Source organism: Methylocella tundrae (genome assembly GCF_038024855.1).
Classification (GTDB): domain Bacteria; phylum Pseudomonadota; class Alphaproteobacteria; order Rhizobiales; family Beijerinckiaceae; genus Methylocapsa; species Methylocapsa tundrae.
In genome coordinates this window covers 305,520-320,395 of record NZ_CP139089.1, presented here as the reverse complement: position 1 = coordinate 320,395, position 14,876 = coordinate 305,520, and the positions used below count along the sequence as shown (strand labels likewise).

Genomic DNA, 14,876 nt, shown 5'->3' with positions numbered 1-14,876 from the left:
GGTCTCAGGATAAGATCACGCCCGCAAACAATTGGATAGTGAAGCTTTGAAGCGCCGGAAATCGGCGTTCCGGCACATTCCAGAGCGCAATCATCGACGAAACCGATGAGACGCGCGCTTTTCCCGCTTTTGCGGCGGGGTCGGGAACGCCGACTAGAGCCAATCGAACAATCCTGACGCCAAGCTCCAGTCCCCGATTAACGCCGCGACCAGGGCGGCGAATGTCGCCGCGGCGAGAAAGCCGTCAAGCCGGTCCATGAACCCGCCATGACCCGGGATCAGGGCGCTGGAATCCTTGGCGTCGAAGCGGCGCTTGACGAAGGATTCGAAAATATCGCCGCCCTGCGACACCAGCGCGGTGAGAAGGCCGAGCGCGAAAATAGGCAAGGCGAGCCGCGCGCCGCCGAAACCGGCGGCCATCAGGGCGCCGATCAAGGCTCCGGCGAAAACGCCGCAGAGGGTTCCGGACCAGGTCTTCGAGGGAGAAATTCGCGGCCAGAGTTTTGGGCCGCCGATCAAGCGGCCGCCGAAATAAGCGAAAACGTCGGTGCCCCAGACCGTGGCGCAAAGCCAGAAAATCGCTCTCGCGCCGAATGCCGGCAACGCGTAGAGAAGGCTCACCGACACGATGAGGGCGCCTGCGTAAAGAATGCCCGCGAAGGCCCATATCCTGCGGCGGGGGCCCGCCGCCAGAGCGGCCAGCGCGCCAGCGGCCAGCAGCACGCCGCAACCCAGGATGAAACGGCCTTCGGCCGCGAAAAAAGTGGCGAAGGCCAGAGCCGTGGCCGCAATGAAGAAGCGCAGGCGCAGACGCGGCGCGTCAATCAGATTTTGCCATTCCCAGCCAACGGCGAGCGTTGCGCTGAACCAGATCACGGCAAAAATGGCGCCTCCCTGCCAGACCGCCGTGAGCGCCGCGCCGGCGAGCACGAGCGAGGAAGCGACGCGCGGGAGAAGATCGGCGAGCCGCCGCGCGCCCTGGCGCTTCGAGTCAAGGCCCTGCGAGGGTGGCGCGTCGACGCCGCGTGGGTTTTCGGCGCCGTCTTTCAGCATTGAGAGAGGAACCGGCCTATCGAGCAAATGACTCAAGTCCTCGCTTTGCCGGCCTCGACAGCCGGGGTGACGCCGCCGAACCGGCGCTCGCGCGAGCCGAACTCGGCGAGAGCCGCCGCGAAAGCCTTGCGGTCGAAGTCCGGCCAATGCATCGGCAAGAAGACGAATTCGGAATAGGCCGCTTGCCACATCAAAAAATTGGACAGCCGTTTTTCGCCGGAGGTTCTGATGATGAGATCGGGATCTGGAATGCCGGCCGTATCGAGCCGCTGGGCGAAAAGTGTCTCGTCAATATCACAGGCCTTGACGCGTCCGGCGGCGACATCTTCGGCGAGGGCGCGCGCGGCCGCGGCGATTTCCTGGCGCGCTCCGTAGTTGAAGGCGACGACCAGATTGAGCCCGGTGTTCGCGGAGGTCGCCTCCTCGGCCTCGACGAGCAATGTGCGTATATCTTCCTGGAGATCGTCGCGCCGGCCGATCACTCTGATCTTGACGTTAGCCTTATCGAGGTCGCTGAGATCGTGCCTGATGAAGCGCTTCAGCAGCCCCATGAGGTCGGCGACCTCCTGCATCGGCCGGCTCCAGTTCTCCATTGAGAAACTGTAGACCGTGAGATAATCGAGACCGAAATCAATGGCGGCGCGGACGGCGCCGCGCAAAGCTTCGAGACCGCGCCTGTGTCCCTCAAGACGCGGCAGTCCGCGGCTCGCCGCCCAGCGCCCGTTGCCATCCATGATGACGCCGACATGCGCGGGCGCGCCAAAGGGGCGCTGTTGCGCCGCCAGCGCGGGCTTGTCCGAGATCATGCTGTGCATGATGTTGTCCTGGTCGAGAATGGCGCTCGGCGGCCCCGCCCGCGCCTTCGTTCTTTTAAGCGAAATTTCACGGAAAGTCCCAATTCTGCCCGCGCCTTCGACCTGTTAGAAGCTTTAAGAGCCAGCGCCCGGAAGCTTTCAGCCCTGCAACCGGCCGGACCACGAGCGCGCGCTGAAACCGGAAAACCGCAAAGCCGATCGCTGCGCCGCCGGCCGGTTCGCCGCCGGCCCGGCGCCCGGCTCATGTGTCCTTATAACAAAAGACCTCGCTCAAACCTGCATGATTTCGCGCTCCTTGGCGGCGACCGCGGAATCGACCTCGCCGACGCTTTGATCCGTGACTTTCTGCACTTCGCTCTCGTGCCTTTTTTCATCGTCTTCGCTGATCGCCTTGTCTTTCAGCAACTTCTTCAATGTGTCGAGGCCGTCGCGGCGCACATGCCTGACCGCGATGCGCGCGTCCTCGGCATATTTATGCGCCACCTTCACCATTTCCTTGCGCCTTTGCTCATTCAGCTCCGGAATGCGAATGCGCAGGATCTGCCCTTCGACCGTCGGGGAGAGCCCGAGATTGGAGTTTCGAATCGCCTTGTCGACGGCGGCGACCATGCCTTTGTCCCAGACCTGGACCGACAGCATGCGCGGCTCCGGCACGCTGATCGTCGCAACCTGGTTCAGGGGCATCGACTGCCCATAGGCTTCAACATGCACCGGCTCGATGAGGCTCGCGGAGGCGCGCCCGGTGCGCAGTCCCCCCAATTCGTGCTTCAAAGTCGCGATCGCTCCCTGCATTCGCCGCTGGAGGTCTGAAATGTCGAATTCTGCGCTCATCGTAAAATCCTGATGCCTGTCCTCATGCACGGTCCTTTAGACCATTTTCGGGCGAAGGGGGATCTTTCGCGCAAAGAAATGCGCTATAACAAAACGATAGAGCTTTTCGTCGATCCCGCGCAATTGCATGGGCGCCTGAACCCCGCCGAGCGCTATGATCGCCGCGCCAACCGCCGCCCAACGCCGACGTTTGTTCGGCCAGCGCGCCGGAGCGAATTCGAGCCGTCAGGGCGAAACGAGGCTGTAGCGGCCATGGCCCTGAAGCGCGCTGCAGATCGCGCCAGGCTCACGAATCGAGAAAACGATGATCGGAATCCGGTTCTCCCGTGCGAGGGCGAAGGCGGCGGTGTCCATGACGGCGAGGCTTTTGGCGATCGCCTCGTCATGCGTCAGTTGTTCATAGCGGGTCGCGGCCGGGTCGCGCTTTGGATCCGCTGAATAAACGCCATCGACCTGCGTCGCTTTCATGATGAGATCGCAGGACAGCTCCGCCCCGCGCAGGGCTGCTCCCGTATCCGTCGTGAAAAAGGGATTGCCCGTGCCGCCGGCCAGCACCACGATGCGGCCCTTGCCGAGATGATGCAGCGCCGCCTGCCGGGAAAAAGGCTCGCACAGCGATGGCATCGGCACAGCCGACAAGGCCCGCGCGCTCTTGCCTTGTTTCTCAATGGCGTATTCGAGCGCGAGCGCATTCATGACCGTGGCCAGCATGCCGATCGAATCGGCGCGCGCCCGTTCGATGCCCTTATCGGCCCCTGCGATGCCGCGGAAAAAATTGCCGCCGCCGACGACCACCGCCACCTCGACCCCAAGCGCCGCCGCGCCGGAAAGATCCGCGGCGATCTGCGTCAGGGTCGGCATGTCAAGGCCGTGGCTGTGCGCGCCCATCAGCGCCTCGCCGGAAAGCTTGACGACGACGCGCCGCCAGGGCGAAGGCTTGGAGGCGAGGCTGGGCGCAGAGCCCTCTTGGCTGGTCTCGGTCATCAACGCCGCCATTCTCGTTGGTTGAAAATCTTCGCCTGAAATCCGGCCGCTCAGCCGGTCGCGAGCAGGCGGCGCCAAGGCGCCGCTACATGGCGCATGCCGCTTTGACCCGTCAAGTCATATGCAAATTATTGCGACGAAACCATTAAGCGGGCAAGGTGGGCCGGGCGCCCGCGACAAGAGCCGGCGCGCTCCGCTTTGCGCCCATGCCGTGAATAAATTGCTTCTTTCGTATTGGCCACTCATAAAACGCCGAAGTCGCCGGCTGGCGATGAAGGCGCGAACCATTTGTCCAGGATGCTTTCTAAAGAGCGCACCTCCGTCATGCCGCATTTGACCGCGCAAAACTCCATCAGAATGCGGCTTATTCTCATTCCGGCCTGCATTCTGTCGCTCGGCATCGCCGCTGTCATCGGCGTCACTCTCTATGGCGCGAAGGCCCGCATCGCTTCGGAAATCGACTCCGGCCTGACGCTTGGCGATCACCTGATCCGTTATGCGCTTGACGATCTCGCCGATGCGAGAAGCGGCGACGCCACAGCGCAGAGCCAGGCGCTGTCGCGGCTGCGCGAAGGCCTCGCGCATGTTCGCCATATCAAGGTCGCCTATGCCGCGGGGGCGGCCGCCGCCCCGTTCCCGGAATCGGGCGCTCCCCCGAAGCCGAAAACCACGGTCCCCGCCTGGTTTCAGGCCCTGCTCCGGCCGGCGACGATTGAAAAGATCTATCCCGTCACCATCGGCGGCGCGCCGCGCGGCGAGATCGTAATGTCGAGCGAACCCGCCGACGAAATCGCCGAGATCTGGTCCAGCCTTCTGTTTTTGACGGCGCTTTTGATCGCGATCTCGATCGCCATCGTGACGCTGATCCTGTTGACCGCGCGCCATACGCTGGCGCCGCTACGCCAGCTCGTCGATGGCCTCGATCGGCTGGGCCGAGGGCAGTTCGGCGCTGTGGGGGAGATCAGGATCGCCGAATTGCGCCGCATCGGCGAGCACTTCAACAAACTCGCCGCGACGCTCGCGCGCTCCGAAGATAATAATCATCTGCTCATCGACCGTCTGCTGTCGATCCAGGACGCCGAACGCAAAGAACTCGCCCGCGAGCTCCACGACGAGTTCGGCGCTTCCCTGTTCGGCGTCAGGGCCGCCGCCTCCTGCATCGTCGAGGCGGCGTCCGGCTCCCTCATCGGCCCTGCCGAGGCGCGCGAGATCGTCGAGCGCGCGCAAACCATCTCGGCGCTCGCAGACGCCATCCAAAAGCAGAATTATCGCATTCTCGATCGCATCCGCCCGGTCATCTTGCACCAGATGGGCCTACCCGACGCCCTGCGCCAGCTTGCCGAGGCCTGGCGGTCGCAGCACCGTGATTTCTCCTGCGTGATCGATATTGCGGGCCAAGGGCGGATCTTCAATGAAGAGGTCAGCCTGACGAGCTATCGCATCGTGCAGGAATGCCTGACCAATGTCGCACGCCATTCGAAGGGGAGCGCCGTTCGCATCGGCATGTCGGTTGACGCCGCCGCCGCGCCTTCGGGGAGCCCTGAACTCCGCTTGCGGATCGAAGACGACGGCGCCGGCCTGCCGCCTGATTTCAGATACGGCTTCGGATTTTTGGGTATGAGCGAGAGAGTGCGAAAACTCGACGGGCGCCTTAAGATCGGCGCCGGCGCAACCGGAGGAGCCTTGATCGAGGCGTTCATTCCTGTGGGGCCGAAAGCACAGGCAGAGACCGCCGGCGATCAAGCAGGCGGCAGACGGGCGGAAGAGACGGCTATTCCATGACTGAGCGCGTAAAAATCCTGTTGATCGAGGATCATCCGATCGTTCGCGACGGCTGCTTGCGAATCCTCGCGCGGCGATCCGATTTTGACGCGATGGAGGCCAATTCGGCGGCGGCGGGCCTTGCGGCCAACCGCAGCTTTTCCCCGCAGGTTATCATCCTCGATCTCGAATTACCCGACACTGGCGGGCTCGAGGTCATCCCGGAGCTTTTGCGCGACAACCCTTCGACGCGAGTCGTCATTTTCAGCATGTATGAGGCGGCGACCTTCGTCACCCGCGCGCTCGATCGCGGCGCGCGCGGCTATGTCACAAAAAACGACGATCCGAACGCCATCCTTCACGCCGTCGACAAAGTCCTGTCCGGCTCTGTCTATCTTGGCCAATCGGTCGCCCAGAACCTTGCGTTGGCCAATTTCGAACCGAGCGAGGATCCGCTGCGCGTCCTCAGCGACAGGGAGCGGCAGGTCGTGAACCTGCTTGGCGAAGGCATGAGTCTGACGGAAATTTCCGCTTCACTGGCGATTGGCTACAAGACGGCGGCAAATATCGTCTCGGCCGTCAAGCAGAAGCTTCATATCGGCACGAGCCCGGCCTTGATCAAATTCGCCGTCGAATTGAGAAGCAAGGTTTAGAGACAAGCCACAAATGCAAAGTCCGGGAGCCGCGCGGCTCCCGGACCTGAATGACGGGTTTCTGAAGGACAGCCGCCGGGCGACAGATGAACTGGCCCTTACGGCTTGGTCCTTACGGCTTGGCCGGGGCCGCCGGCGCAGCGGTGGGCGGCGCGGCGCCGCCCGTGGCGTCGGGCTTGGCCGCCTCAAGCTTCTTACGCTCTTCCTCGGCCCGCTTCTGCAATTCCTCCTGCAATTTCTTCTGCTGCTCCTCGAGCACTTTCGGATCGACCGGCGGGCCCTCGAAAGCCTTTTCGAAATTGGCCATCGGGACGCTGAAGGTAACCAGATTATTAGCCTGATTCTTGACGTCGATACTCATCGTCGTCCCCTTCTTCATCTCGGCGATGGTCGTTCCCTTGACCCGCGCCTCGGCGAAGCAGCCATTCGGGAAGCAGATTTCAAACGCGCCTTCCTGCGTCGCGCCCTTGTCGATCGCGAAACGAAAGCCTGGCCGGAGCATCAGACCGACCGGCAGCAGGAGACGCACGATGCGCGTATCCTCGCCCTTGATGTCGTAAACCGCGAGCGCGAGAACGGGCGCCTGGTCCTTTTGCGCGCTGAAATCGCGGGTCGTGTAGCAGATTTCCTTATTGGCCGCCTGATCTTTGCCGCAGACCTTCGTCCAGTCGTTCTGGGTCGGGTAAAGCTCAACCTTGAACGGCCCCTGCTGGGGAGCCGGCTGCGGCGCCGGCGAGCCGGGCACAGCCTGAGGCGGAGCTTCCGCCGGAGCGGCGGGCGCCGCCGCGGGAGCCGGCTTGGCTGGCGCCGTCTTTTTTGCTTGCGCGAAAGCTTCCGCGCCGGCCAGCAAAAACAAGCCAGCGAGACCAGCCGCGCCGAAGCGTTTCAACGAGAAAGACATTGGACTTCCTTTCAAATGGTCCGCCCTTATAGTTCAAGCTTTCGGCGAAATCACCCCCGCGCGTGAGCAAATTCAGACGCCAGGCAAAGAAATGCACGCGAGGCAGATAAAACCGATTTTGCGGACGTCGATAAGGATGGCGCTGACGCGCGCCGGTCATTATGTGTCAACGCCGCCATGGCGTTCCGGTTATCCAAGATGCGCGGGGCTGGCAAGCCCGGGTTCAAAATTGGGCGGCCAGGACCAGCGACTCCATCGGTTGCCGCGAGGCGGCGCCAAAAAAATCATGATTGAATGGTCTAAATTGGCGCGATGACTGAGATTTCAACCCGAATCATCGCAGCCGCGTCACTCGTTTGCGCGATTTTCTGCGGCCTCGCCGCGTTAACTTCGAAGGCCCGGGCCGATTCGGCGCCGCAGCCGGGCATCGCCATGCATGGCGAGCCGGCGCTGCCTGACGGTTTCGATCACCTGCCCTACGCCGATCCGGGCGCACTCAAGGGCGGGCGTGTCTCGATCGGCTTTCTGGGCGCTTTCGACAGCCTCAATCCCTTCAACCTCAAGGCGGGCTCGACCGCGCAAGGATTGAACGGCAACGTGTTCGAGACTTTGATGACGCGCTCGCTCGACGAGCCGTTCACGCTCTATGGGCTGATCGCAAAGACGATCGAGACCGACCCCGAGCGCACGCACGTGACCTTCAGGCTCGATCCTCGCGCACATTTTTCCGATGGGACGCCGATCACATCGGACGATGTGCGCTTCACCTTCGAATTGCTCAAGACCAAAGGCCGCCCGCAGCAGCGCGCCGCTTATTCTCTCATCAAATCGATCGAAACGCCGGATCCCTGGACCGTCCGCTATGAGATCGCCGCCGCCGGCGATCGGGAAATGCCGCTGACCCTGGCGCTGATGCCTGTCCTGCCCCGGCACGCCGTCGATCTCGCTAAATTCGACGACGCTAACCTCGACGTCCCGATCGGATCGGGCCCCTACAAGATCGCCGAGGTAAGGCCGGGCGAGCGCCTCATCTTGAAGCGCGATCCGAATTACTGGGGCAAGGATCTGCCGGTCCGTCGGGGTCTTTTCAATTTCGACGAGATCGACATCGAATATTTCCGCGACGCCAACAGCCTGTTCGAGGCCTTCGCCGCCGGCCTCCTCGATTTTCGCGAGGAGACAAGCCCGGTGCGCTGGACCACCGCCTATGATTTCCCGGCTCTTCGCGACCATCGCGATGTGAAAGAGACGTTGCCCGTCGGCGGCCCGAAGGGGATGGAAGGCTTTGTCTTCAATCTGCGCCGGCCGCTGTTCGACGACGTCAGGGTGCGCGAGGCGCTCGGCCTGATGTTCGATTTCGAATGGATCAACGCCAATCTCTACAGCGGCCTTTACAAGCGGACCCAGAGCTTTTTCGATGAATCCGAACTCGCCTCGACGGGGCGGCCGGCAAGCGCCGAGGAGCGAGCCCTGCTCGCGCCATTTCCGGGCGTCGTCCGCGACGACATCCTCGAGGGGCGCTGGCGCCAGCCGGTGACGGACGGATCCGGCAACGACCGGACGATGCCGAAGCGCGCGCTCGCATTGCTCGAAGCGGCCGGCTACGTCTTGAAGGACGGCCGGTTGATGAAGGGAAACGAGCCGCTCGCCTTCGAGATCATGGTGAAGGACCGCAGCCAGGAACGCCTCGCGCTGAACTATTCCGATTCTCTCGCGCGCATTGGCGTCGCGGCGAAGGTGAGACTCGTCGACGAAGTGCAATATCAGCGGCGGCGCCAGAAATTCGACTTCGACATGATGATCGGAAGCTGGATCGCCTCAGCTTCGCCCGGCAATGAGCAGCGTTCGCGCTGGGGATCGAAAAGCGCCGGTCAGGAAGCCTCCTTCAATCTTGCCGGCGTGAAATCGCCCGCGGTCGACGCCCTGATCACGGCCCTTCTCGCGGCCCGGACGCATGAGGAATTCGTCACCGCCGTGCGCGCCTACGACCGCGTGCTGCTGTCCGGTTTTTATATCGTGCCGCTCTTCCATGCCTCTGATGAATGGATCGCAGCCTCGGCGGCGCTGGAGCGGCCGCGTTCGCTGCCGCATTATGGCTCGCCAACCGGCAGTTCGACGCTCGATACGTGGTGGCGCAAACAGCCTTGAAGCATTGGACGCGGATTTTTTTTCATTTTCGGGCGAGGCGGTCGCACTACGCGTCAAAAAACTACGCTAAGCTCGCCAAAATTGCTGCGCCGAAAGGGCTCGGACGATGATCGAGGGCGATGCGACCTTGACCTTTCTGGCCTTGCTGCTTGTGCTTCTCGTCCTTTCGGGTTTCCGCATCGCCAATCAATATGAGCGCGCGGTGGTGCTGCGACTTGGCAAATATCAGCGCACCGCTGGGCCGGGCCTCTATTATCTGATCCCGCTCGTCGACCGGCGCTGGAAAGTCGACCTGCGCACGATGACGACCGAGGTCGGGCAGCAGGAAGCGATCACCAAGGATAATGTGCCGGTCAAGATCAACGCCGTGATCTGGCGGCGCATCGTGAATCCGCAGCGCGCCGTTATCGAGGTCGCCAATGTCGGCGAATCGGTGATCCAGGTCGCCGTGACGGCGCTGCGCAACGTCATCGGCCAGCACACGCTCGACGACGTTCTGAAAGAACAGGAAACCATCGCGCAGGCGCTGCAGACCTCGATCGACCGCGTGACGGAACCCTGGGGCGTAAAGGTCGAGCGCGTGCAGATGCGCAATGTCGAGATCCCGGAATCGATGCAGCGCGCCATGGCGCAGGAGGCCGAGGCGCTTCGCGAAAAGCGGGCCCGCAAAATCAAGGCCGAAGCCGAAGTCGAGGCGGCCGCCTTGCTGCGTCAGGCGGCCGAGATCATCATGCACAGTCCGGCCGGCCTCGAATTGCGCCGGATGCAGATGATCACCGAAGTCGGCGCCGAGCAGAACACAATGACCATCATCATGATGCCAAGCGAGTTCGTCGAAATGGCGCGCGCGTTCTCCGTCAGAAAGGCGGACGGACCCTGAAGCCTTTGAAGCGCCGGTATTGAGCCGGCGCAGCGGCGCAGCCTATGGTTGCGCTGCCGCGCCGCGGCTATTGTCAGTTGAGGCTTGACCATGTATTTTCACCATGAGAGCCTTGTGAAATTCCAGCTGAGGCACGGCGTCGGGCAGCTGAACGGCGCCCCGTTTTTTTGACGCATGATTTGATGTTATTTTCACACGTTTATAATGTTGAATGCGCAAGGTTGGACTTAAAAGCCCCAGGAGCCTTGCATGAGCATCGAAGATCCGTCGCCGATTGCTATTGACCTCGTGGCTGATATCGCCAGCTCCGAGTGCTTCATCGGCTTGCGCCTGATCCGGGCCGTTGTCGGCACGGTGCCGGGGCTTTCCGTCGATATTCGCTGGCGGCCTTTCCAGATAGACCCCGACATGCCGCCGGAAGGGCAGGATCGAGCCGCCTATCTGGCCGAGAAATGCGGCCCTCCGGGCGAGGTTCACGAAGTGCTTGCCAATCTTTCCGAACTCGCGCGCGAGTTCGGGCTCGAGCTTGCCTATGACAAGATCCAGCGCCAGCCCAACACGCTCGACGCGCATCGCCTTATCCGCTTCGCGCGCAACTTCGGCGTCGAGATGGCAATCGTCGAGGCTCTTTTCGAGGCTTTTTTTCTGCGCGGGCAGGACATCGGAGACCGCGGCGTTCTCGCGGCGATCGCCGGCCGCAAAGGCATCGATCCGGAGCTTGTCGAGGCGTTTCTCAGCGGATCGGACGATATCGGGGCGATGAAACAGGAGCTCTCTGGCTTTCGTGCGCTCGGCGTCGAGGATGTGCCGCGCTTTATCATCGCGGGAAAGGAAACCATCACCGGCGTCAAGTCGATCGAAGATTTCGCCGACGCGCTGTTCAGATCGATTGAGGACGAATGAGAGGGTTTTCGATCTGGCGGTTTGCTTGCGTCATAGCCGCCTAACTCCCCTCCCGCCGCTTTGAAGCTTGATGTGCACAGATAAATCACCGCGCGGTCTTGCGCGCGCCGCTTGGCTCGCGCCGTAATCAGGTGCGGCGAATCGCGCGCCTATCTATTTTCGGTTAACCAAAAGCTAACGGGTTCGGTAAACACTCAAATCTGATGCAGGTTTTTTCCGCGGGGCCGTGCGCCTCGCATTCATCTTGGTCCTATGAAATTCACCAAACTGCGCATCGCAGGGTTCAAAACCTTCGTCGAGCCGACCGATTTCCTGATCGAGCCGGGCCTCACGGGCATTGTCGGGCCTAACGGCTGCGGCAAATCCAATCTCGTCGAGGCGATGCGCTGGGTGATGGGCGAGACCTCGTCCAAAAACATGCGCGCCTCCGGCATGGATGATGTGATTTTTTCGGGCGGCGGCAACCGGCCCGCGCGCAACATGGCCGAAGTCGTCCTTTTTCTCGATAATAGCACGCGCACCGCCCCCGCCGCCTTCAACGATAATGACGCCATCGAGGTCTCGCGCCGGATCGAACGCGAATCGGGCTCGACCTATCGCGTCAACGGCCGCGAAACGCGCGCGCGCGACGTCCAGCTTCTGTTCGCCGACGCCTCCTCCGGCTCGCGCTCTCCCGCGATGGTGCATCAGGGGCAGATCGGGCAGATGATCTCGGCGAAACCCCAGGAGCGCCGCCGCATTCTGGAAGAAGCGGCCGGCGTCGCCGGCCTGCACTCGCGCCGCCACGAGGCGGAACTCCGCCTCAAGGCCGCCTCCGACAATCTTTTGCGCCTCGATGATATTTTGCAGCAGATCGAGAGCCAGACCAAAGGTCTCGAACGGCAGGCCCGGCAGGCGTCGCGCTACCGCGACCTTGCCGCCAGCATCCGGCGCTCCGAGGCTTTGCTCGCGCTGATCAATCATCGCGAGGCGACGCAGGCTCTCGCCGACGCCGAAGCCAAGCTCGCATTTTTTGCGTGCGAGGTTGAGGAAAAGACGAGGCTCCAGGCTGAGGCCGCGCGCGCACAAGGCATAGCGGCGCATGCTCTGCCAGTGCTGCGCGAGGCGGAACTCGCCCGCGGCGGCGATCTGCAAAGGCTGATCATCGCGCGGGAGGCCCTCGACGGCGAGGAAAAGCGCGCCAAGGCGCGCAGCGCCGAATTGTCGCAGCGCATCGCTCAAATGAGCAGCGATCTTTCGCGCGAACGCGCGCTGATCGCGGACGCCGCGGGCGTTCTCGAACGTCTCGACGTGGAGGCGGCTGAACTTTCGGACGCCGCCGCGGCTGAAGCCGACATCGAGACGCAGGGCCGCGCCCGCCTGATCGAGGCGGAGGCCGCCCTCGCCGCGGCGGAAGCGGAATTATCCGAGGCGCAGGAGCAGCGCGCGGGAATCGAAGCGCGCCGGATGAGCTGCGAGGCCGCGCTGCGCGACGAACGCGCGAGACTGGCGCGCCTCGAGGCGGAATTCACAAAGGTCGCCGACGAGAAAGCCGCGCTTCTCGCTGACCTCGGCGGCGGCGAGGACCGCGCTCTGCTGCAGGAAGCGCTGGAACAGACGATCGAAACCGCTGGCGCCTATGAAGATGAAATCGCCCAATTCGAGGCGGCCCATGCCGACGCGCGCTCATTGGAAGCCAGCGCGCGCGGAAAGCTGGCGGAGGCCGAACGCAAGGCGCAAAAGCTCGGCACCGAGGCCCAAACGCTCTCGAAGCTGCTGACCGCCGCGAGCGGCGGCTTCTGGCCCCCCGTCACCGACGAAATTACCGTCGCAAGGGGCTTTGAGGCGGCGCTCGGCGCGGCGCTTGGCGATGATCTCGACGCTTCAACCAATCCTTCGGCGCCGGCGCATTGGGCTGAAACCGACAGGCGGGCCGATCCGGCGCTGCCCGAGGGGGTCGAACCACTCGCCGATCTCGTCACGGCGCCCGAGGCGCTCGCGCGGCGGCTCAATCAGATCGGGGTCGTTTCCCGCAGCGAAGGCCCCGCCCTGCTCCCGCTGCTGAAGCCGGGTCAGCGGCTGGTCTCAAAAGAGGGCGACCTTTGGCGTTGGGACGGTTTCGTCCAGGCGGCGGAGGCGCCGACCCCGGCCGCGCGCCGCCTCACGGAAAAGAATCGTCTCGGCGAACTGACCCTTGAGGCCGAGGCCGCCCGCGAGACCGCCGATGCGCTGAAAGCCGAGGCCGAGGAGGCCGAGGCCAAAGTCGCCGCTTGCGCGGCCGCCGAAAGCGGAGCGCGCCAGAGCCACAAAGCCGCCTTGCGCGAGGTCGAAACAGCGCGCGCAAGACATGCCGCGGCCGAACGCGCCGAGGCCAGCGCCGCGGCCCGCCTCTCCGCGCTGGAAGAGGCGACGCAGCGCCTGACCAGCGGTCGCGACGAAGCGCGGGAAAAATTCGCCGAGGCGCAGATGGCGCTCGATGATCTCGCGGATTCCGCCGAATTGGCTGAACGGCTCGAAGTCTGCCGCACGCGAGCCGGCCGCGAGCGCGCCGTCGTCGGCGAGGCGCGCGCCGAACTGCAGGCGCATTTGCGCGAGGCGCAATCGCGGGCGAGGCGCCTCGAGGCGATCGCCAATGAGCGCAAATCCTGGCTGCTGCGCTCGGAAGGCTCCGGCGGTCAGATCAGCGCTTTCGAGGCGCGGATCGAGGAAGCCACAATCGAATATGAACGGCTCGCGGAGGCGCCCGATACGTTCCTCGCAAGCCGCCGGACGTTGATGGATCAGATCGAAGCCGCCGAGGCCGCCCGCAAAGAGGCCGCGGACGAGCGCGCCGCCGCCGAGACGATGGTCGCCGCGGCCGATCGCGAGGCGCGGATGGCGCTTGATGCGATGGGCGCGGCGCGTGAGCAAAAAGCGCGCAGCGAGGCGCGCATCGAAGCGGCGCGGGCGCGTCTCGACGAGGTTTTGCGCGCCATTGGCGCGGAGCTCGACTGCGCGCCTGAAGAGCTTCCGGCGCTGGCGCAAGTCGGCGCCAATGATGATCTTCCGGCGCTGACCGACATCGAACGCCGGCTCGAAGCCTTGAAGCAGGATCGCGAGCGGCTTGGGGCGGTCAATCTGCGCGCCGAGGAAGAACTCACCGAGGCCGAGGCGGCCAAGGCGCGTCTTGCCGCCGAACATGCCGACCTCACCGAAGCGATCCGGCGTTTGCGTCAGGCCATTCAAAGCCTCAACAAGGAAGGGCGCGAGCGTCTGCTCGCCGCCTTCGAAAAGGTCAACGCTCATTTCAGGGAGCTGTTCACGACGCTGTTCGGCGGCGGCTCCGCTGAGCTGCAGCTCGTCGAATCCGATGATCCGCTGGAGGCGGGGCTTGAAATCCTCGCGCGTCCGCCGGGCAAAAAGCCGCAGGTGATGACGCTGCTCTCCGGCGGCGAGCAGGCGCTCACCGCGATGTCGTTGATTTTTGCGATCTTTCTCACCAATCCCTCGCCCATCTGCGTTCTCGACGAGGTGGATGCGCCGCTCGACGACGCCAATGTCGAGCGTTTCTGCGATCTGCTGGAAGAAATGCGCCGCAAGACGGAAACGCGCTTCATCACGATCACGCATAATCCGATCACGATGGCGCGGATGAACCGGCTTTTCGGCGTCACAATGGCCGAGCGAGGCGTCAGTCAATTGGTCAGCGTCGATCTCGAAGACGCCGAACGCCTGCTCGACGCCGGCTGAGTGCGGCGATTCGTCATCGCGGCGGCTTTTGCCAAAAAACATGAATTTTGGTGTAGTTCTAAAGGCTTAGCGCGCGCAGTCTAAGTCTTGACAGGCATTTGCGCCGCCCATATGTTGCCCCCGCTCGCAAGAGTTTGTTCTGCAGTCGCCCTATTCCCGCGCCGCCCGCCCAAAATTCGCCGCCTTTGCTCGCTTTTCGCAGCGAGGCGACCTATAAAACGCTTCCGCGCCTCTTCGTG

11 protein-coding genes are annotated in these 14,876 nt (G+C 63.3%); 6 read left to right on the top strand and 5 right to left on the bottom strand.

All coding sequences use genetic code 11. The features are described from left to right. Positions 1 to 153: 153 nt before the first annotated feature. From SIN04_RS03895 to pyrH, 4 genes are all read right to left on the bottom strand, one after another. Positions 154 to 1,089 (bottom strand): phosphatidate cytidylyltransferase, encoded by a 936-nt coding sequence (locus SIN04_RS03895; protein WP_244605656.1) that lies wholly within the window; start codon positions 1,087 to 1,089, stop codon positions 154 to 156. Then, the gene (locus SIN04_RS03890) at positions 1,086 to 1,868 is read right to left on the bottom strand and encodes an isoprenyl transferase (RefSeq protein WP_134486306.1); all 783 of its coding nucleotides are present in this window, start codon (positions 1,866 to 1,868) and stop codon (positions 1,086 to 1,088) included. Before SIN04_RS03890 ends, SIN04_RS03895 begins: the two co-directional genes overlap by 4 nt. A gap of 270 nt (positions 1,869 to 2,138) precedes the next feature. Beyond that, positions 2,139 to 2,699 (bottom strand): ribosome recycling factor, encoded by a 561-nt coding sequence (gene frr / locus SIN04_RS03885; protein ID WP_134486304.1) that lies wholly within the window; start codon positions 2,697 to 2,699, stop codon positions 2,139 to 2,141. 225 nt (positions 2,700 to 2,924) lie between these two features. Then, on the bottom strand, positions 2,925 to 3,683 hold the full coding sequence (gene pyrH / locus SIN04_RS03880; RefSeq protein ID WP_341264226.1) for a UMP kinase: 759 nt from the start codon (positions 3,681 to 3,683) through the stop codon (positions 2,925 to 2,927). Positions 3,684 to 4,007: 324 nt separating this feature from the next. On the opposite strand from pyrH, the gene SIN04_RS03875 reads away from it, so the two are divergent. Together SIN04_RS03875 and SIN04_RS03870 are read left to right on the top strand one after the other, a co-directional pair. Further along, the gene (locus SIN04_RS03875; protein WP_341264225.1) at positions 4,008 to 5,465 is read left to right on the top strand and encodes a histidine kinase; all 1,458 of its coding nucleotides are present in this window, start codon (positions 4,008 to 4,010) and stop codon (positions 5,463 to 5,465) included. Next, positions 5,462 to 6,097, top strand: a complete 636-nt coding sequence (locus SIN04_RS03870) for a response regulator transcription factor (protein WP_134486299.1) — start codon at positions 5,462 to 5,464, stop codon at positions 6,095 to 6,097. The genes SIN04_RS03875 and SIN04_RS03870 overlap by 4 nt, the downstream gene beginning before the upstream one ends. Before the next feature lie 112 nt (positions 6,098 to 6,209). On the opposite strand, the gene SIN04_RS03865 is transcribed toward SIN04_RS03870, so the two are convergent. After that, on the bottom strand, positions 6,210 to 6,998 hold the full coding sequence (locus tag SIN04_RS03865) for an invasion associated locus B family protein (RefSeq protein ID WP_134486297.1): 789 nt from the start codon (positions 6,996 to 6,998) through the stop codon (positions 6,210 to 6,212). Positions 6,999 to 7,310: 312 nt separating this feature from the next. Between SIN04_RS03865 and SIN04_RS03860 the strand changes: the two genes are divergently transcribed. From SIN04_RS03860 to smc, 4 genes are all read left to right on the top strand, one after another. Then, on the top strand, positions 7,311 to 9,146 hold the full coding sequence (locus SIN04_RS03860) for an extracellular solute-binding protein (RefSeq protein WP_134486295.1): 1,836 nt from the start codon (positions 7,311 to 7,313) through the stop codon (positions 9,144 to 9,146). Between the two features lie 106 nt (positions 9,147 to 9,252). Continuing rightward, positions 9,253 to 10,026: an SPFH domain-containing protein gene (locus tag SIN04_RS03855; RefSeq protein ID WP_134486293.1), complete on the top strand. Its 774-nt coding sequence runs from the start codon at positions 9,253 to 9,255 to the stop codon at positions 10,024 to 10,026. A 249-nt stretch (positions 10,027 to 10,275) separates the two neighbouring features. Further along, positions 10,276 to 10,929, top strand: a complete 654-nt coding sequence (locus tag SIN04_RS03850) for a DsbA family oxidoreductase (protein WP_134486291.1) — start codon at positions 10,276 to 10,278, stop codon at positions 10,927 to 10,929. 252 nt (positions 10,930 to 11,181) lie between these two features. Then, the gene (smc, locus tag SIN04_RS03845) at positions 11,182 to 14,637 is read left to right on the top strand and encodes a chromosome segregation protein SMC (RefSeq protein ID WP_341264224.1); all 3,456 of its coding nucleotides are present in this window, start codon (positions 11,182 to 11,184) and stop codon (positions 14,635 to 14,637) included. Positions 14,638 to 14,876 lie beyond the last annotated feature (239 nt).

Bases quoted from the DNA above. Each gene is read 5' to 3' on its own strand.
- SIN04_RS03855 (WP_134486293.1), top strand. From the start codon at position 9,253: ATGATCGAGGGCGATGCGACCTTGACCTTTCTGGCCTTGCTGCTTGTG.
- SIN04_RS03875 (WP_341264225.1), top strand. From the start codon at position 4,008: ATGCCGCATTTGACCGCGCAAAACTCCATCAGAATGCGGCTTATTCTC.
- SIN04_RS03870 (WP_134486299.1), top strand. From the start codon at position 5,462: ATGACTGAGCGCGTAAAAATCCTGTTGATCGAGGATCATCCGATCGTT.
- smc (WP_341264224.1), top strand. From the start codon at position 11,182: ATGAAATTCACCAAACTGCGCATCGCAGGGTTCAAAACCTTCGTCGAG.
- frr (WP_134486304.1), bottom strand. From the start codon at position 2,699: ATGAGCGCAGAATTCGACATTTCAGACCTCCAGCGGCGAATGCAGGGA.
- SIN04_RS03865 (WP_134486297.1), bottom strand. From the start codon at position 6,998: ATGTCTTTCTCGTTGAAACGCTTCGGCGCGGCTGGTCTCGCTGGCTTG.
- SIN04_RS03850 (WP_134486291.1), top strand. From the start codon at position 10,276: ATGAGCATCGAAGATCCGTCGCCGATTGCTATTGACCTCGTGGCTGAT.
- pyrH (WP_341264226.1), bottom strand. From the start codon at position 3,683: ATGACCGAGACCAGCCAAGAGGGCTCTGCGCCCAGCCTCGCCTCCAAG.
- SIN04_RS03890 (WP_134486306.1), bottom strand. From the start codon at position 1,868: ATGCACAGCATGATCTCGGACAAGCCCGCGCTGGCGGCGCAACAGCGC.
- SIN04_RS03860 (WP_134486295.1), top strand. From the start codon at position 7,311: ATGACTGAGATTTCAACCCGAATCATCGCAGCCGCGTCACTCGTTTGC.